The following is an 18389-nucleotide window of genomic DNA, read 5'->3' as shown; positions in this document are numbered from 1 at the left end:
ATTTCTGACTTTTTCGCCAATCACTGAGCGGCGATTACTGATTTGTTTTGGTTGGGACCTCCATTGTATGGGGGTTTCGACGACTTGTGATCCCATTGTTATGAGTGGCTATTTTTCACAAATATCGACATATATCCAGTAGCGGCGACCAACGATCACGCATCGAGCAGCCGACGGTCACGTGTCGACCGGCGGTGTTTCCGTATGCCGTCGTTTCACGGGAGTAGGCGAATCCGAACGGGCGTCGACGGCTGGGAACAGAACGCGAGGGGGCGGCCGGTCGACGTGAGCCAGCGCGAGAAAGGACAGCGGAACGACTCCAGTGATTGCTCCGGCATCCCATCAGTGGACATTTCTCGCCGACAACGTGATGTTACTCGCAGCGATGGGTCGGCGCTCTGGATACCCACGCGATCTTTAGAGGAGAGACGAGACCCTTCGATCAGTTGGTCGCTACCCCGAACGTCCACACAGTGCGATTGAGGGCAGACCTGGACAGACTGGCAAGTATCCGGTCACGTCCGGCCTCGATCTGGCTGCCAGACTGTCACGCCGCCGTCCGAGAATCAGCGCCACCTGCTCACTGCTACCGTGCGCTCCCGGCCACGAGCGACCTGCCTGCCCATATATTGGGGGTGATGGCCTCGACACGGGACTCAGTCCGTTCGATTGGCCCGACGGCGAACCACGTCCACGGGGCGTCGCTGGTAATCGGCCCGAACTGCGTCGTAACGTCGTCAGTCCAGCGAGTAACCCATCGCTCTCCTGTCGTGTTCCGTCTCACACAGTCCTTCGACTCGCCACGCTTATTTGTTAGAGACCTCTAATCCGACGTACTTGCAGCATGTTCTACCACGCTTGCGCACCGAGCGGTGACTGTGAGGTGGTTTCGTGACCGGGTTCGTCGAGATCGTCGTGATCGCGCTCGTTGCCCAGTTGACAGTGCTCCCCGGCGAGAAGGTGCAGTTCATCATCGCGGGACTCTCGACGCGATACAATCCGCTCGTCGTCGTCGCGGCCGCGGGCAGCGCCTTCGCCGGCTGGACGGCTCTGGAAATCGCCTTCGGTGCAGCGATCCAGGCAGCGCTGCCCGGCGTCTACCTCGACGCGCTCACGGCAGCCATGTTCCTCCTGTTTGCCGTGCTACTCGTCCACTCGGCACCGGCCCGCGACGGTGGTGGGGACTCGGTCACGACCGACGGGGGTTCACGAATCGGCGATTCGCATTCCTCGTCAGAACATCGTTCGGACGGTGGGACCAGCGCCGTCGAACTCCCGGAAGCCATCGGCGTCGGGAGATTCGAGTTCGCCGTGCCAGAGCGATTCGGAAGCTTCCTTCCCATCTTCCTCATGATGGCCGCCGGCGAGTTCGGCGACAAGACCCAGCTCGTGACGATCACGCTGGCAGCGAACTACGGCGCGACGGCGGCCATCTGGCTGGGCGAGATGCTCGCGATCATCCCGGTGAGCCTGCTGAACGCCTACTTCTTCTACACGTTCTCGCACCGCTTCAACGCGCGGATCGCTCACCTCGTCGGCGCGGCGCTGTTCGCGTTCTTCGGACTCGACACCGTACTGGCGATGTTCACGGACATCTCGATCTGGGAGACCGTCGTCGAGACGATCACCACGGCGGTCCTGTCGCTTCTATAGGTGCCATCGAAAGTCGACACACACCCGCTCGCACGACGGCGGTGCGATCAGTGTGTCAATCGATTCGATCGTTCCGCTAGTCCTGTAAATCTGCGTCGGCCAGCGCATCGTTGAGGTCCGCGCGGACGCGCTCGCCCAGTTCCCGGTCGCCCGCGGTCGTCACGATCCGATTCTCCTGAACGCTGGAGCCATCGCGGATGAGCAGTCGGACGTTGCCGTGTTTGTCGGCCCGTGTCGCTTTCGCGCGCACGCCGGTCCGAGAGCCGGAGCCGCCAGCGTCGATGGGACCGGGAATCACTTTCTTGACGTGGGGATGGCCCGCGACGGTGTGGATCGCCCGCTGGCCCGCGCGCCCGCCAACGAGCGTCGAGTGCGAGCCGCCGAGTTTCTCCGCGGGTGCGGCGTCGACGACTTCCAGTGCCGGCTCGCCACGACGCTCGCGGACGTGCTCGACCGGTGCCTCCTCGTCGACGCGATAGAACGGATAGTGAAGCTGTCCTCGGACCGCTCCGATCACCTCGCGGTCACCGGTGACGTACACTTCTTCGGGGCGCTTGCGTCGCACCTCGTCTGCGATCAGGCCGGCGAAGTTGCGCAGTTCGATCACACCAGTCTCGCCGCCCTCCTCGGGCGTCGTCGTGATCGTGCGGGCACTGACGACCTCGTCGTCGGCGAGTGCGGTGACCGTCGCGCGCTCGCGACCGAGTTCGAGCACGACGGCGTCGGCGTTGGCCGACCGACAGAGCAGGCAGTAGTCGCCCGGCCGGTCGAGTTCACAGCCACACTGCCGACAGGTCATAGCAGTTACTGGGGCGTGATCGCTCAAAAGGTGGGCGGTTCATACTCCGTATCGAAGAGTCCCTGTCACGGTCTCTCACCGGACACCACTACAGCGCTTCGGGGTCGCGCTTCAGGTACTCTCGCAGGAGGACGGTCGCGTAGCTCCCCTTCGGCAGCGAGAATCCGAACCGGACGGCATCCTTCTCGACGGTTTCGGTTTCGATTGCCGTCCTGACGGCGACGGCTCGCCGCGTCCCGGTGGAGTCGAACTCACCGGGTAGCGAGAAGTCGGCGGGTTCCAGTCCGGCGTCGTCGAGCACCGCACGCTCGATCTCACCGGGTTCGCCCGCTGCCAGTTCGGTCTCGGTGCCGATCAGTGGTGCAGTGACGAACGCCCGCCCGCGCTCGCAGTGGCGCTCGACGGTCTCGACGCGTGCCTCGGTGACAGGCTGGGTCCGATCGGTGTCGGGCAGCGCCAGTCCCTCGGGGGCGTCGCTGTCGGCGAAACAGACCACGTCACCGGCGACCGGGCGGTCGAACGGAAGGCCGCGTTCGAGCCGTTCCGAGAGGATGCGGTTGAACAGATACGACTGGGCGGCGTTGACGAAGAGTGTCTGGAGATTCGTCGGGAGCGTCTCCAGTGCCGTCCGAAAGGCCGCAGGCGATTCCTCGTCGGCGTCGGCGAGGCTGTGACACAGCGCCCGCTCGTAGCCCAGTGCCGTCGGGAACCGGTCGAGTGCGCCGCTCCAGTCGTGAGTCTCCTCGACGTATGCACGTGCCTCCTGTGTCGCCTCGGGTTCGCGTTCGTTGGGGTTCCCGAGATAGGCCATCATCGCGCCCTCCCAGTCGTCGCGAACGATCGCAAGCCCGACCTCGTGGGTGATCGGCCGCCTGCTCCCGAAGCGCTGCTGGCCGAAGTAGTTGGGCACGGCGACGGTCTGGCTGCCGGCGGCCGTGTCGCCCCCGTCGCCGGTGCCACGGGCACCGCTCGCGACGCCCGCGAACGCCCGCAGGTCCTCGGTGATCGCGTCGACGCTGCCGGGATCCTCGACGTCACGGACGGTGATCTCGAACGCGTTGCCGGCCAGATCGCCGAACAGGACCGGCCGGCCGGCGCGGCCGACGACCTCGACTTCCGCACCGTCGATCTCGGGGAGGTCCCCCGGCGTCACGTCGTCGACCGAAAAGAGCTGGGTCGTCACCGCGCGCTTGTCCTTCGTGCCCGCCCACGACACCCGTTCACGCGAGATACCGAGCCGGTCGGACAGCGCCGACGCGAAGTCGTTGGTGTCCCAGTTCGAGAGGGTCGCGCGCACGACGAGATGATTGTACGCGCCCTCGTCGGCGTCGACAGGCTGGGTCGCGAACGCTTCGAGTTCCCGCACCCGAAAGTCCGCGGGCGACGCCCGGAGACGGCCCCCGATCCCGTCGCCGTCGCTGACGTAGTACTCGATGCCGACGACCCGCTCGATGTCCTGTGCTGGGCGCATGCTGTGGGGATGCTCGCCCCGGCGCGCACATAGGGGTAGCGGTGCGCGGTCGTCGTCGCGCGGGCGAGGACCACAGCAGAGACCCAAAACGCCATACCGCTCGTCGATGTAGCCAGAGGCATGCCAGCAGCACACGATCTACTCGTGGCCTATAGCGACACGGACGCTGGACGACGAGCCGTCGAGTTCGCGGCCGAGCGAGCGGCCAAGACCGGCGAATCCGTCGACGTGGTCCATATCGGGACGAGTCTCACCGAGGCTCAGCTCAGCGACGATCTTGGGTCGCTCTTTGCCCAGCGGGATGTCCCGGTCAGCTTCTCGCTGATCGAGACCGGCGGCTCCGACGAAAAGAACGTCTCGATCAGCGCACGACTGGGACAGGTGATCGAAGACAACGACTACACGCTCGTCGTGATGGGCAACGAAGAGCGGGGCCTGTTCCACCAGCTAAGCGAGGGCAGCGTCACCAAGGCGATGATCGAAGCGGGGCAGGTCCCCGTGACGCTCGTCCCCTGACCGTTCGAGACGGCCATAGCTTTTAGTCCGTATCGAACGAGATACGTGGTATGGACGACCGAGACGAGCGGCCACGCGGGATACTCTCGCCGGCCGACCGACGCTTTCTCCGTGGCGACGCCGACCTGCAGAGCGAACAGTCCGTGTACGACGCGCGCTATCGGATCCGCCAACGCGTGCACAATGCCTTGCTCGACTTCTCGTTGCTGTTCGAGACGCTGGACGACCGGGACCGCGAACAGGTGTTCGACGACGACGAGGACCTGACGGCGGCCATCGTCGACGCCGTGGCCTTCCTGTATCTCGGGACTGCGGAAGCAGAGCCATCCCGAGAAGTCCTCTTCACCGAGGGACTACAGCGGGCCGAACGCCGACGGACCGGCGGGCAGCCGACCGCCCACGTCGAGGTGGGTGCGGCCGACCGGGACCGTCTCGAAGACATCGTCGAGACCATCGAGTCGGGACGGCTCCACGAACTCTCGGAGTCGGAACTGCGCGCGTTCGCTCACCTCTGTGGGGGCAACTGTGGGCGCACGCCGCGGGAAGCACTCTCGGCAGTGTTCGACGAAGACGACTAAAAACGTCGATCGAAAAGAGCCGCCTATCGCGCGCCTTCGAAGTCGTCGTAGCCGGTGATGTCGACGCCCTCGTCGGTGACGGTGGCGACGTAGACACCGTTGCCCGAGCCAGTGTCGCGCTGGGTCGCGGCGTAGACCGCTTCGATGGCGAGGTCTTCGGCCTCTTCCATCGAGAGGTCGTCGCTGTAACTGTCTTCGAGTTTCCCGTGGGCGACCTGCATGCCGCTGCCGGTGACGGTGTAGTCGTCTTCCATGACACCGCCGGCCGGGTCGATGCTGTAGACGTGACTCCCTTCGTCGTCGATGCCACCGAGGATCGGGTTGATCGCGAAGAACGGGCCACCGCGGGCGAAGTTACCCGCAAGCGTCGCCAGCGCGGAGATGCTCATCGGCTCGCCACGGCGGACTTCATAGAGGTCGGCCTCGGAGCGCAGCGTTCGGATGAACGACTGCGCGCCGCCGACACTGCCCACGAGCGTGAGCGCGGCCGTCGGGTGGATCTGCTCGACCTTCTGGACGGACTTGTTCGAGACGAAGCGACCGCCGAGCGAGGCACGCATGTCCGTCGCGATGACGACGCCGTCGTCGGTGGTGATACCGATCGTCGTCGTGCCGGTCTTTGCGACCGACTCGTCGTCCTCTGCAGTGGCCTGCATGTCGTCGAACGATGCGAGTTCGGGTTCGTAGGGGTTCGCGTCGAGGTTCTTCATACCGGGAAGGTCGGGGAAATTACTCATCGGACTCACCTCCGAGTTCCAGCTCCGTAACTCGTTCGGCAATCTCGTCCTCCGAGAGCGAACTGAACTGCTCGCTCTCGACGTCGACCGTCGCGACATCGACGCCAGTCGCGTCGAGACCGTCGTTGCTCACCGAGCCAAGCGCTTCGAGTGCGAGTGCGATCCCGGCTTCGAGGTCCATACCGTCCTCGTACTCGTCTTCGAGGAACGACTGGATCTCCTCGCGGTCGCCGCCGATGGCGACGGCCTGCCACTCGTAGGGCGTCCCCGAGGGGTCGGTCTCGAAGAGGCGAGGTTCGCCGTCCTCGATACCGCCGACCAGCAGCGCCACACCGAACGGGCGTGCGCCGCCGGTCTGGGTGTACTGCTGGATGTAGTCGGTGACCTCCTTCGTCAGGGACTCGACACCGATGGCCTCGCCGTAGCGCAGGTGATTGATCTGTGCCTGTCGGCGTGCCAGATCGATCAGCTGTCGTGCGTCGGCGACGTGGCCGGCGCTTGCGATCCCGACGTGGTCGTCTGCCTTGTGGATCTTCTCGATGCTGTCGCGTTCGAGCAGCGGGGAGCGAGCGTGGCGGTCGGCGGCCAGCACGATGCCGTCCGCGGTGCGAACACCGACGCTTGCGGTCCCGCGCTTGACTGCTTCACGTGCGTACTCGACCTGATAGAGGCGGCCGTCCGGGGAGAAGATAGTGATCCCGCGGTCGTACGCCTGCTGCTGATTTTGTCCTTGCATTGTTTCGTTGTTCACCTTGGGTAAGGGACTGTCAGTGATAACCCTTGTGTCGTTTACGGCTATTGCCGACAGTGGTTTCGCCCGATACGGGCTAATACAGGGAGAGGTCACCCGTCACCGCGTCGACCCGGTCGTCCGCTGCCGGCCCGACTGCCAGCGCCGTGACGGTGCCCGGATCGAGCTGTGTGTGACCAGCGTCCCTGACGATCGCATTCGGCAGGCCCTTCCGCTCGGCGTCGTCGGCCAGGCGGAACAGCGCATCCTCGCCTGCGACCTTGAGGACGACCTTCTTCTGACCCGATCCCTTCCACTGGGAGCGGGCCTGTCGGTCGGCATCCTCGGCGGCCATGAGCGCGGCGTGGGCGACCTGTGCCGCCAGCTTGCCTTTGCCCATGCCGATGTCAGTCCGGGCGACGATGGCCTGCTTCATAATGGGGCGGTAGACCCGGGCAGGTATATGCTTGGTCCCCGCTACGCTTTTCGCCGCGAACTCCACCTGAAACTAGTGTCGGTTGGTACTGCAATCGACACACTCACAAACAGCAAGCTGACCTCGAAAGCCCTCGGCTCGCTGGCGGTCGCTGAGCGACATATCCGTGCTCGCTGCTCACGGGTCGCTGACGTTCCCGTTCGCTTTCGAGGCCCGCCTTCGGCGCGCCTCGCACCGCTCGCCCGGATAGTGGCCGCTCAGACGACTCCACTCCGTCGCCAGCGCGCCTCGCCCTTTCATCCGCCAGGATCGTTGCTTGCCCGTCTGTCTGGACCCTGGTGGATGAATGGGCGAGCCGTGGTCGCGCTGGAAGGGCGTCGCTGTGTGACCCCTCTCGGAGGGAGCGAAGCGAGTGGAGAGATGTCGCACAGCGACCGCGAGCACGGCGAGGGCTTTCGAGGCCTGAGTCACAGTTGCAGATCAGCGTTCGATAGCAGGAGCAACACCGTATCCTAGAGCGCAATCGTTTAACGGCGGCCCCACGCTCATACGGCTATGATCCTCTCTGACACCGATATCCTGCGGCGACTCGGCGAGGGCGACCTCGTGATCGAGCCACTCGACGACATCGACCTGCAGGTCCAGCCCGCCAGCGTCGACCTGCGGCTGGGTCGGGAGTTTCTGGAGTTCCAGCACGCCAACATCCCCTGTATCCACCCCAACAGCGAACAGGAGACAGAGGAGTACACCGACCGGGTCACCGTCGAGGAGGACGACGAGTACATTCTCCACCCCGGCGACTTCGTGCTGGGGACGACCCACGAGCGCGTCGAGATTCCCGCCGACCTCATCGCCCACGTCGAAGGACGCTCCTCACTCGGTCGTCTCGCCATCGTCGTCCACGCGACTGCCGGCCTGTGCGATCCGGGTTACGAGGGCCAGATCACGCTCGAACTGTCGAATCTGGGCACGGCACCGGTCGCGCTCACGCCCGGTATGCGGATCTCACAGCTGACGTTTACCGAACTGAAAACCGAGGCCGAGCGACCCTATGGCGAGGAACGCGGCTCGAAGTATCAAGGTCAGGAAGGGCCACAGGCGTCGAAGATCGAGAGCGACCACGAGTTCGGAGGCGATCAGAAGTGACCACGAAGTGTGTCACGCCTATCTCGGCGAGAACTCGTTTCGAGTTCGGAGGGGACCAGAAATGACGACGGCTGTATCGAACGGAGGACGAGCGTCGTGAGGTTCATCGAGGAGATCGTCGTCGACGAGTTCCTCCCGACCTTCCGGTCGCTGCTGGCCGAAGCGTTGCGCGAGCGTGACTATACCCAGTCGGAGGTTGCCGATCTGCTGGGGATCAGCCAGAGCGCCGTCTCGAAGTACGCCCACGGCGAGGTCGAGCGCAACGAGCGCCTGCTGGCCGACGAGGGGATGCAGACACTCATCGACGAACTGGCCGACGGACTGGCGGGCGGCGAGATGACGCCGGTCCAGGCGCTGATCGAAGCCGAGGTGTTCGTCCGCGAACTCGAACAGGGCGGCCTGCTCGCACAGCTACACGAGGAGGCGGTCCCGAAGCTCGCGGAATACGGCGGCGACTTCGCCGTCCACGACCCCGACAGCAACCTCCGGGAGGCCGAGCAGACCCTCTCGTCGGTGCGCCGGGGTCTCAGAGTACTGGAGAACACCAGCGGCTTCGCGTCGCTGATTCCCGCGGTCGGGTCGAACCTCGTCGAAGCGCTCTCGGATGCCAACGGGATCGAAGACGTGGCTGGCGTGCCGGGGCGAATCCTCGACGTGAAGGGGCGGGCGACGATCCCTGCAGAACCGGAGTTCGGCGTCAGCGAGCACGTCGCGACCGTCCTGCTGGCGGCCCGAGCCGCCGGCACGGACGCCAGCGCGATGCTCAACGTTCGGTACGACGAAGACGTGATCGACGATCTGGAAGCGGCGGGGTACACCACCGTCGCTTTCGACGCCGAGGCCGACCTCCGCGAGGCAATCGGGGCCGCACTCGACGCACAGCCGGACGCCGACGTGCTCTATCAGACCGGCGGCATGGGCATCGAGCCGATCAGCTACGTTCTCGGCCCGGACGCGAGCGCGGTCGCCGAGATCGTTCGCGAGATCACGTAGATGACCGACGTGCGGACGTTCTACGGCCGGTGGGCGCGCCTGTACGACCGGCTGGCGACGCTGCCCGGCGTCCAGTCGTGGCGACGGGCCGGAGCAGTGGCACTCGATTGCGAGGACGGCGCGACGGTCGTCGAGATGGGCTGTGGCACCGGCGCGAACCTCCCCCATCTCCGGGACGAGGTCGGTCCCGACGGGCGCGTCGTCGGTCTCGACGTGACTCGTGGGATGCTCGCACGCGCTCGAGGGCGCGCGGACGCCGGCCTGTTGCAAGGGGATGCGACGCGGCCGCCGCTCGACGACGGGATCGACGCGCTGCTTGGGACGTTCGTCGTCGGGATGTTCGCCGACCCGGATGCGGTCGTCGACGACTGGTGTGATCTGGTCGGTCCCGGCGGCCGCGTCGCGCTGTTGCATTTCACCGAGAGCGACCGGACGTGGGCGCGCCCGATCAACGCCGGCTACCGTGCGCTCGTCTGGCTCTCCTCGACCGACAAGCGCCAGACCGGCGTCGCCGACAGCCACGACCGGCGGGTCGAAGTCGCGCACGACCGACTACGGGCGCGGACCACCGACTACGAGGAGCGGACGCTGGCCGGTGGCTACCTTCGACTGGCGAGCGGGCGCGTCGCGTGACAGTGATCGTGTCGGCCGCCCTGCATGGGGACACGGGAGTGGGTTCCCGCCAGCCCGCACCAGTAAGCTTCCCGTAGCCGGGATAGCCTCGCTATTACCATGCACGCTGTCGCCGTAGTGTCGCGGGTATGACCGCAGTCAAGATCATCCGCGTGATGGGAACCTCCACAGAGTCGTGGGAAGACGCCGCAACGGAGGCCTTCGAGCAGGCCAGCGAGACGGTCGAAGACATCAACGGGATGAAGGTCGTTTCGTGGACGGCAGACACCGAACAGGGCGGCATCACAGAGTACAAGGCAACCGTGGAACTGTCCTTCCCCGTCCAGCAGTCGATGTAGGCAGCACCGCTCCGTCGACGGGGTTGAGACGACCGCAATCGGTTAGACCGATTACTCCCTAGTCCCCGTCGATGGGCTACGACGCAGTGCTGTTCGACCACGACGGCGTCCTCGTCGAAGTGACGACACAGGCGACCCACATGGACGGCGCGCGCGCAGCGTTCGATGCCGTCGGTGTCGAGGACCCCGACGAATCGGACGTGGAGGCGCTAAGTATCGGCGTGACACCGGAGCAACTACACGAGGTCTGTGAGCGTTACGAGGTCGATCCGATGGAGTTCTGGTACCACCGCGATCAGATCACCGCCAACGGCCAGTACGAGGAGATGCGGGCCGGCCAGAAAATCCCATACGACGACATCGATGCGCTCGATGACCTCTCAGTGCCACTCGGCGTCGTCAGTTCGAATCAGCGCACGACCGTCGCCTTCTCGCTTGCGTACTTCGAACTGGACCACTACTTCGAGACGATGGAGGCCCGTGACCCGACCGTCGACAGCCTCCACCGGAAGAAGCCCGAGTCGTACTACGTCGAGCGTGCACTCGACGCCCTGAGTGCGACCGATGCGCTGTTCGTCGGTGACTCGGAGACGGACGTACTCGCGGCAGCGCGTGCCGGTATCGACTCGGTGTTCATCCGCCGACCGCACCGCGTCGACGCCGACCTCTCGGTGACGCCGGACTACGAGGTGGACGGACTCACCGAGATTCCCGAGTTGCTCTGACTGTCGCCGTCGTCGATCACGACGACCGTGCGTCCTCGATCAGTCCCTGTACGTCGACGCGTTCGCCACGCTCGTCGGCGAGGTACGCCGCCTCGGTGAGACCGATCACTTGCAGGCCCGTCGCCGGTGGCACCGGATTTTCGCGTTCGCCCGCGACCGCGTCGAGGAAGGCCTCGAGCTTTCGCTCGGTGAGCGTCTCGAAGCTCGGAGCGGGCACGTCGTGGTGTGCCGTCTCAGCGCCGTGGCGGACGATCACTCCCTCGTCGGTGAACTCCGCGCTGCCGTCGCTGCCCCAGCAATACAGTCCCTCGCGCGTCCCGGGACCGGTGGGACCGTCACCGGTGACGAACACGCTCGCCGGCACGGGCCGACCGCCGCTGTCGAGGGTGACCGAGAGCGAACTGTACACGTCGACACCCGGCGCGTCGTAGCTGATGTCGGCAGACACGGATTGTGGGACGCTGTCAGTGGTCCACAGCAGTGCGTCAAGCAGGTGCGATCCCGAGTCGTACAGCTGCCCGCCGCCCGAGACGGCAGGGTTTGCTCGCCACATCCCGGACTGGTGATCGATCCAGTCCTGTTCCAGAAAACAGTTGACGCCGCCCAGTTCGCCGATGGTCCCATCCGCGACAATGTCGCGCAGGCGCTCGAATCGTGGATCGAAGTGACGCTGGTAGCCCACCTGTACGACTTCCTCACGACCCGCGGCGGCGTCGGTCAGCGCCACCGCGTCCGCCACACCCGTCACCATCGGCTTCTCGACGTGGACCGACAGGCCGGCGTCGAGCGCGGCCATCGTCTGCTCGAAGTGAGCGGCGTGAGGCGAGACGACGTTGACCACGTCGATGTCCGCATCGGCCAGCAGCGTCTCGTGATCCGCGTACGCACGCCCGCCGTAGCTCGATTCGAACCGGGCACGAGCGTCCGGTTCGGGGTCCACACCGGCGACGATTTCGATGCGATCCATCCCCTCGATCACCGACAGCATGACCGTCCCGAGACCACCGAGACCGAACTGCGCGAGTCGGTACATGGAGGGAGTATGACAACCGTTCTGATAAACGTAGGGACAACGACGGGTGGACGACGATGTTCGTGGAAACTCCCGCCTGGCGTGTGGTGTCCCGGCGTCGGGCGTTGAGAGTTATCGCGGTTGAATATCAGGGTGTGTATTTTTGTTCCGATAGTCGAATTGGGAGGTATCGAAATGGAACGTGTTGCGTCGGCATTCGCTGTCGCTGCGAAAAGGATCGACAGTGCCGCGAGCGGGGTGGTGGCATCAGATCGGTGTCGATCAGACGGGACCGGAAACGCCCGGAACAGTCTATGGCAAACGTAATCGACATCTCGACAACAGTCCTCTATCGACCGTACGACGGGGAAGCGTTCGATGGACGCCTCAAGATCGGCGAGACGCTACGCGTCGAGAACGAGACCATCACCAAAGAGATCGATCTGTCGACGGTGTTCGACCTTCGCGTGGGCACCCCACCACAAGCCGCCAGCGACACGTTCGACGGGACCGTCCTGACGGTCGGATTCGAGACGCAGGACCGGCGAGAGGTGCTGTTCGTCGACGCATCCGAATCGATGCTCGACACCGTCGCCGGTGTCCTGTATCGGCGGCTGCTGAACGACGTTGAGGTCGTCGTCAGCCATCCGACGAAGATCGGTGGGCGTGTGACCGAGAAGTCCTTCGAGATCGGTAAACTGCTCGTCGCGCCCGGGAAGGTCGGCTGTCGCGGGATCAACAGGTCGTTCTCGATCGATCTGGACACGATCGTCGACTTCTCACGATCGACCGAGACGCTCGTCGGCGAGCGCCGTCCGGTGATCGAGATCAAGTACGTCAGGCAGGGCGTCGCCGTCTCGCTGAAGCTATCACTCGTGTCCCCACGCCAGCAGCATCTCCTCGGCCGGTTCCTGCGTCGGGACTACGACAGCGTCAGAGAACAGTTAGAGCGCCTCGACCTGCCGCTGCCTGCGTTCCGAACGCTCGTGAGACTCTACTCACTCCAGGGCACGGCGACACCGCAGACGCTGTTCGGAGGGACGGCAGTCTCGGCCGAGAGTCTGCTGCGTGGACTCCTGCGGGCCGAGCTCGTCGAGAAGAACGACGACGAGATCGGCCTGACCCCACGTGGCTGGATTCTGGTCACGGAGAACGTCGGCACCGGGGACTCGAACATCGACGTGGCCCTGTAACCGACAGCCTGACGACGCGTCGACGGCTCCGAAATCACGAACACAGTGGCGCGACTCGTGGAGAGCAAGATACAGGGTGGTCCCGCAGTCTAGCTCGGTGTCATCGTCGTGATGGGACTCGGACACTGGATCGGCGCGCGCGTCTCGTGAATGCGAATGATTCCAAGCAGGGGGATGATCTGATCTATTCTCCCCCTCGATTAGCGAGGAGTGCTGCGGCGGAAACGGCAAGCAATGTAGCGACGAAACCGAATCCAGGTCCTTGGGACCTCGAGGTCTCTTCACGATTCTCGTCTAACTCTGCGTCCTCTTCCGTTTCTGCCGTAGTCTGTGTTTGAGCAGCGCTTTCTTCGACGGCTGATCCCTCTGAACCGGTTACCGTTGGAGTAGCTGACTGTTTAGCGTTCGGTCGTTCCTTCTGCTTGGGTGGAAGACTTTCGGGAACGAGCGCGTCAAAGCGGGACTCATTCCAAGGGTTGATATTCACAATTGCTCCGTGACTCGAAACGTTGCCACCCTCTCCTTCTGGAAGGACAGCTGGGTAATGGGGGCCACTTGGTGCTCCCCAGTAGTTATTTTCCGCGATCACCTCCGCATCAGTCCCTGATTCGTATGTCAAAGCGCCCTCGTTGTCATAAATATTATTTTTGCGAACTGTGAAGACAGCAGCCGAATCGATAGCCGGCCCCTTTGCAGCCAGCTGTATCCCTGTCTTACTGTTTCCAACGATGTGGTTTCGTTCTATGCTGATCGGCTTTCCTTTAATTGACTTGATCCCAAACGTATTGTTCACAAGATAGTTCTCACTGATCACTGATTCGGCATCGTCGTCACAACAGATATTCGCGCTAGGCGAGTTGATAAAAATGCCAGCACCGCCATTTCGGGCAATCATGTTGTTCGAGATCTCGGTTCCAGTTACGTCCCCGACACTAGGGTGCGTTGTCTTAATATAGATTCCCGCCGAGTCCGTCCAATAGATTCGGTTCTGGATCAACTCAGAGCTCTCGACTTGATGTTCAGCGATCAATTCAATTCCGCGACTGCCTCCGAAAAGAGTATTCTCGACGACATGAATGTGAGAGAGAGACGAGCCACGGAGCTTAAGCCGTGTGTTTTGTAACTTATTTTCTCGAACAGTGATGTCATCGAGATTGTCTCCCCCGATGATCTTGATGACACCATTCTCGCCAGTGTTTGATTGAACCTGGACGTCCTTGGTTGTACCTGAGGATGAAAGCAGGAATCGGCCGTTAGTCAGATTGTTTTCCGAGATGGTGACATCTGAGAGAGTACGGGTAACCGAGACTGACACTGTCCCATCAGCGGAGACCGTGTTTTGTGTAAAGACAAAACCGCTCTCACTGCCGTATCCCTGATCAAATGTTACCTCATCTCTGATTAGATTGTTTTTGAACGTGATCCCATCATATCTATTCGTTTTACTTGAGAATGATATTCTCCCCCGAAAATCGTTATTTATCGCCGTGAGATGGGTGATTTCGGTATCAGAGTGGCCGCTGATCCCATGCGGGACGACAGAAGACCGAATCGTAAGCCCACCCTTGCCATCAAAGAATATGTCTGAACCGGAGGTCCCATCGCCGACATCGCCGAACTTTGCGTCAGATAAAACTGCGGTACCGCCAGAGTCGAGTACGACGGCCGAACGTTGAGTTTCGTGGAACTGTATGCCAGTGGTCTCAGCAGCACCGCCATTGTTTATAACGAGACCATTTATCGGCTTCTCCATCGAGACATTGTTTAATGTTGCCGACCCCTGGATGACCAATCCATCCCAACTACCGACACTAGCATCGTCATGCACTGTCGTGAATTGAACGTTCTTGCTATTTTTCTGGCCAGCAGCTAGTGTTCCTTTGATTATAAGTGAACTGTCCTCTACAAATTCAACGGTCGTCCCTGGCTCTATTGTTAGCTGTGAGTTGTTAGAAACCGTGACGTCGTTTGTGACACGATAGGGACCTTCCTCTGGTGTCCATGTTTCGTCATTAGAAATCGACTCCTCAACGAAGGTTGGGGCGTCAGCGGCCGCGACGCCACCCAACAATGAAATTCCAATAAGAGAAAAAATGGTAATACAAGTAACAGTTACGCCCGTATTAGATTCCCTCATATCCATCTCATGATATCTTGGATTAATAAATCTCCGGAATTCACGGCCACTGTGGTACATTCAGCAACGTATGAGAGTTCTGTACTGACCAACGAGCATCCGGGCGACCGAGCGGTGCAAAGCGCGCCGTAAGCGAGATTCCAGCGGAATCTCGGAAAGACGAACGGCGAAGCCGTGAGTCAGACGAGCCTCGATGTAAACTGGGAGCGCCGCGCATGGCCCGTGAGCAGACGGTGCGCCGGAGGCGCACCCGCAGTGGAAAAAGGTGGTGGTCCTAGTCGTCGGCGATGACGTGTGCGTCCTCGTCGGCGAGGAGCCGATCGATGGCGTCGACCATCGCGTAGACGGAGGCACGGGTGATGTCCGAGTCGCTGTTGGAGACAGTCACGGTCTTGTCGCCCCGCGACATCACGATCTCGACGGTGACGACGGCGTCGGTGTTGCCGGTGATGGCGTCGACGTGGTACGAATCGAGGTTCCAGTCGACGGAGTGGCCCAGCGCTTCCTCGATGGCGGTCATGGCGGCGTCGACGGGACCGGAGCCGGTGGCGCTTGCCGGCGGGCGTTCCTCGTCGTCGACTGCCAGTCGGACGCTCGCGGTCGGCGTCCCGCCGCCGGCGACCGTCGTCAGGTCCAGAATCTCGACGCGGCGCTCGCGGTCGGTGCCCTTGACTTCCTCGGCGATGGTCAGCAGGTCGGCGTCAGTCACGCGGCGGCCACGGTCGCCGATCTCTTTGACGCGCTGGACGATCGCGCCGAGTTCATCGTCGGTCACGTCGATCCCGTGTTCTTCGAGTCCGGCCTCGACCCCGGCGCGGCCGGCATGCTTGCCCAGCGCGAGGCGACGCTCACGGCCCACTTTCTCGGGGGCGTAGGGTTCGTACATCGCGTCGTCCTTCAGCGTCCCGTCGGTGTGGATGCCCGACTCGTGGGTGAAGGCGTTCTGGCCGACGACGGCCTTGTTCGGGGCCAGCTGGATCCCCGTCGTCTGGGCGACGAGTTCGCCCAGTTCGTAGGCCTGCGTGAGATCCATCGTCGCGACATCGTAGCCGTGATCGAGCGCGATGGCGACCTCTTCGAGCGCGACGTTGCCGGCGCGCTCGCCGATGCCGTTGATCGTGCCATGCACCATATCGGCACCGGCAGCGACCGCGACGAGCGCATTCATCACGGCCAGCCCGAGGTCGTCGTGGGTGTGGGCGCTGACCGGCCCCAGCTCTGAGAGTCGCGAGACGGCTTCGAGCGCGCCGTCGGGCGTGGCGTGACCGACGGTGTCGGCCCAGCAGATCCGGTCGGCACCGGCGTCGATGGCCGCGCCGAGCAGTTCTTCGAGATAGTCCAGCTCCGCCCGGGAACCGTCCTCACCGATGACTTCGACCCACAGGCCCTGTTCCTTGGCGTACTCGACCAGTTCGACGGTCGAGTCGACGTTGTCGGCCCGCGAGGTCCCGACCTTGTCCGTGATGTGACGGTCGCTGGCGGGGACGACGAGGTTGATCCCGTCGACGCCACACTCCAGCGCGAGGTCGATGTCGTTTTTGATCCCACGGCAGAAACTCGTCACCGTCGCGTCGAGATCGAGTTCGGCCACGCGGGAGATGGTCTTTCGCTCGCCCGGCCCGGTGCAGGCGCTACCAGCCTCGATCACGTCGATCTCGGCGGCATCGAGCGAGCGGGCGATGCGTGCCTTCTCGTCGGGCGAGAGCGACACACCCGGGGCTTGCTCCCCGTCGCGAAGCGTCGTATCAAGGAACTGTACGTCGGTAACGTCAGAGAGGTCCCGCGTCAGCGGATGGCCTCCGAACAATCTCGTCTCTGTCACGGTTGTGTCCTGCGAATTACTGTCGCTGGCGAATTTCGCGCCCAGCCGCCGTGTGGCGACTTCCTCTATCCTCGTTGTCGGAGTCCGACATAGTACTCAAACGTGAGGGAACGGGCGATGATTAATCTGTTGGGTTCGCCGTGTCGCGGACGAAGGGGAAATTGAAAGTAGACTATATAAGAAAAGGTATACTTTCTATATACATTCATATAAATATCATATTCTGCGTTCCACGTGGAACCCCGAGCGGTCATCCGGGATCGATCCCGGCTCGGCGAGACCAAGGGTTCCCCGTAGCGGTCCATCGTCGACTGAAAGCCCTGTTTTCGATGTCGCAAAGTCAGCATCCGTCGACAGTTACACGGAATCGGCCCACGAGTCGACGCGGATCGTCCGACCAGCGGTCGATTTCGTTGAATCGGACTACAAAAGGCCAGAAACGCACTTCGATGGGCGAAATTCAGTAGCAGTGTGCATGCCCGGATCGGAACCCGGATTCGGCGTGTGGTATAGATATCGAACGTGACGGCAGCATATGACCGTTTCAAACATTACTACGTTTTCCGATAGGTACTCATCAGTCGACGGCGAGAACACGGCGGGCCAGTCGGGGCTGGCCGGGAGTGTCGCGGCGACCTGACAACCCACCGAGTCGAAATACATATTACGCCGGCCGACCGGCGTCCAGTATGGCGAAACGAGTGACAATGTTCGGTGGAGGAGGACGATGAGCAAAGTCGCACGACTGATCGAGGAGTGGGACCTCGACGGTGTGGGAGCGGACCTCGAAGCGTACTGGCTGGGCGAGCGCGAGGAACAGTACAGCCTCCGAACGCTAGCGGATTGGTTCAATCAGCGGGTGCTGGCAGCAGCCCTCGAAGCGACCGATCGATCGTACGACGACGGACAACTGGAGACGACGTACGAACGCCTCACCGACGACGTGGACGGCGCAGCACGTGCAGAAGTCGAAACACGACTGCGACAGCAGGGCATCGATATCGACGAACTCACGTCGTCGTTCGTCTCCCACCAGAGCATCCACACGTACCTGACGAAGTACCGCGAGGTCTCACAGCCAGAACCGAGCGAGTCCGATCAGGACCGGATCGAGAACACGCGCGGTGCGATCCAGCGACTGGTGAACCGGACTAACGCCGTCGTCAGTAACAATCTGGAGAGTCTTCGAAACACCGGCCGGATCACGCTGGGGAAGTTCACGGTCATCGTCGACGTACAGGTGTTCTGTCAGGACTGCGAGACCCAGTACAGTGTCGACCAGCTCCTGTCGAACGACGGGTGTGCGTGCGAAGTAGAGGTCGAATCCTGACCATGACAGACCAGTAAACTACCAACAACCGTTACAGCGTTAACTCTGTAAAGGCAGGCGAGCGCGCGGACGCCGGACAGGCCGGCCCTCGACAGCGATACAAAACAACTGTTTTGCCTTGCAAAATCACTTCGAGAATG

The 18389-nt window shown here is 62.7% G+C and carries 18 protein-coding genes; 10 read left to right on the top strand and 8 right to left on the bottom strand.

All coding sequences use genetic code 11. From position 1 onward, the window contains the following. Positions 1-891: 891 nt before the first annotated feature. Positions 892-1653, top strand: a complete 762-nt coding sequence (locus tag AC5FRW_RS17905) for a TMEM165/GDT1 family protein (RefSeq protein ID WP_493569827.1) — start codon at positions 892-894, stop codon at positions 1651-1653. Between the two features lie 76 nt (positions 1654-1729). Here the strand turns inward: AC5FRW_RS17905 and AC5FRW_RS17900 are convergent, their stop codons facing one another. Beyond that, the gene (locus AC5FRW_RS17900) at positions 1730-2452 is read right to left on the bottom strand and encodes a DUF2103 domain-containing protein (RefSeq protein WP_493569826.1); all 723 of its coding nucleotides are present in this window, start codon (positions 2450-2452) and stop codon (positions 1730-1732) included. An 88-nt stretch (positions 2453-2540) separates the two neighbouring features. Next, the gene (truD, locus tag AC5FRW_RS17895) at positions 2541-3923 is read right to left on the bottom strand and encodes a tRNA pseudouridine(13) synthase TruD (RefSeq protein WP_493569825.1); all 1383 of its coding nucleotides are present in this window, start codon (positions 3921-3923) and stop codon (positions 2541-2543) included. 120 nt (positions 3924-4043) lie between these two features. Between truD and AC5FRW_RS17890 the strand changes: the two genes are divergently transcribed. Together AC5FRW_RS17890 and AC5FRW_RS17885 are read left to right on the top strand one after the other, a co-directional pair. Next, positions 4044-4439: a universal stress protein gene (locus tag AC5FRW_RS17890; RefSeq protein WP_493569824.1), complete on the top strand. Its 396-nt coding sequence runs from the start codon at positions 4044-4046 to the stop codon at positions 4437-4439. Positions 4440-4489: 50 nt separating this feature from the next. Then, positions 4490-5017: a DUF8102 family protein gene (locus tag AC5FRW_RS17885; RefSeq protein WP_493569823.1), complete on the top strand. Its 528-nt coding sequence runs from the start codon at positions 4490-4492 to the stop codon at positions 5015-5017. 23 nt (positions 5018-5040) lie between these two features. Here AC5FRW_RS17885 and psmB read toward each other — a convergent pair whose 3' ends face one another. The 3 genes from psmB to pth2 form a co-directional block, all read right to left on the bottom strand. Continuing rightward, complete coding sequence (gene psmB / locus AC5FRW_RS17880; protein WP_493569822.1) at positions 5041-5754, bottom strand: archaeal proteasome endopeptidase complex subunit beta; 714 nt, start codon at positions 5752-5754, stop codon at positions 5041-5043. Then, complete coding sequence (gene psmA, locus AC5FRW_RS17875) at positions 5747-6490, bottom strand: archaeal proteasome endopeptidase complex subunit alpha (protein WP_493569821.1); 744 nt, start codon at positions 6488-6490, stop codon at positions 5747-5749. The genes psmB and psmA overlap by 8 nt, the downstream gene beginning before the upstream one ends. Before the next feature lie 91 nt (positions 6491-6581). Further along, the gene (gene pth2, locus AC5FRW_RS17870; protein ID WP_493569820.1) at positions 6582-6920 is read right to left on the bottom strand and encodes a peptidyl-tRNA hydrolase Pth2; all 339 of its coding nucleotides are present in this window, start codon (positions 6918-6920) and stop codon (positions 6582-6584) included. A 555-nt stretch (positions 6921-7475) separates the two neighbouring features. On the opposite strand from pth2, the gene dcd reads away from it, so the two are divergent. From dcd to AC5FRW_RS17845, 5 genes are all read left to right on the top strand, one after another. Then, positions 7476-8066: a dCTP deaminase gene (gene dcd, locus AC5FRW_RS17865; RefSeq protein WP_493569819.1), complete on the top strand. Its 591-nt coding sequence runs from the start codon at positions 7476-7478 to the stop codon at positions 8064-8066. Between the two features lie 96 nt (positions 8067-8162). Next, positions 8163-9059 carry a thiamine-phosphate synthase family protein gene (locus tag AC5FRW_RS17860; protein WP_493569818.1) on the top strand — a complete coding sequence of 299 codons (897 nt, stop codon included), beginning with the start codon at positions 8163-8165 and terminating at the stop codon, positions 9057-9059. Further along, on the top strand, positions 9060-9692 hold the full coding sequence (locus AC5FRW_RS17855; protein ID WP_493569817.1) for a class I SAM-dependent methyltransferase: 633 nt from the start codon (positions 9060-9062) through the stop codon (positions 9690-9692). It begins immediately after the preceding gene. Positions 9693-9820: 128 nt separating this feature from the next. Further along, positions 9821-10030, top strand: a complete 210-nt coding sequence (locus AC5FRW_RS17850; protein ID WP_493569816.1) for a dodecin family protein — start codon at positions 9821-9823, stop codon at positions 10028-10030. A gap of 71 nt (positions 10031-10101) precedes the next feature. Beyond that, positions 10102-10755: an HAD family hydrolase gene (locus AC5FRW_RS17845; protein WP_493569815.1), complete on the top strand. Its 654-nt coding sequence runs from the start codon at positions 10102-10104 to the stop codon at positions 10753-10755. Positions 10756-10771: 16 nt separating this feature from the next. Here AC5FRW_RS17845 and AC5FRW_RS17840 read toward each other — a convergent pair whose 3' ends face one another. Next, positions 10772-11788 carry a Gfo/Idh/MocA family protein gene (locus AC5FRW_RS17840; protein WP_493569814.1) on the bottom strand — a complete coding sequence of 339 codons (1017 nt, stop codon included), beginning with the start codon at positions 11786-11788 and terminating at the stop codon, positions 10772-10774. A 293-nt stretch (positions 11789-12081) separates the two neighbouring features. Here AC5FRW_RS17840 and AC5FRW_RS17835 point away from each other — a divergent pair, with 293 nt between their 5' ends. Beyond that, positions 12082-12960 (top strand): CheF family chemotaxis protein, encoded by an 879-nt coding sequence (locus AC5FRW_RS17835; RefSeq protein ID WP_493569813.1) that lies wholly within the window; start codon positions 12082-12084, stop codon positions 12958-12960. A gap of 184 nt (positions 12961-13144) precedes the next feature. Here the strand turns inward: AC5FRW_RS17835 and AC5FRW_RS17830 are convergent, their stop codons facing one another. Both AC5FRW_RS17830 and AC5FRW_RS17825 read right to left on the bottom strand, forming a co-directional pair. Further along, a complete protein-coding gene (locus AC5FRW_RS17830; protein WP_493569812.1) occupies positions 13145-15097 on the bottom strand; it encodes a right-handed parallel beta-helix repeat-containing protein in 1953 nt (650 codons plus the stop codon). A 274-nt stretch (positions 15098-15371) separates the two neighbouring features. Continuing rightward, positions 15372-16919: a (R)-citramalate synthase gene (locus AC5FRW_RS17825; protein WP_493569811.1), complete on the bottom strand. Its 1548-nt coding sequence runs from the start codon at positions 16917-16919 to the stop codon at positions 15372-15374. Positions 16920-17646: 727 nt separating this feature from the next. Between AC5FRW_RS17825 and rdfA the strand changes: the two genes are divergently transcribed. Then, positions 17647-18249, top strand: coding sequence for a rod-determining factor RdfA (rdfA, locus tag AC5FRW_RS17820; protein ID WP_493569810.1), 603 nt, complete (start codon positions 17647-17649; stop codon positions 18247-18249). The last annotated feature ends 140 nt before the right edge of the window (positions 18250-18389 follow it).

The sequence above is a fragment of the Halomicrobium sp. HArcht3-1 genome (assembly GCF_058933345.1).
Note: the sequence above shows the minus strand (reverse complement) of the source record. Positions and strands in the feature narration are given on the sequence as shown.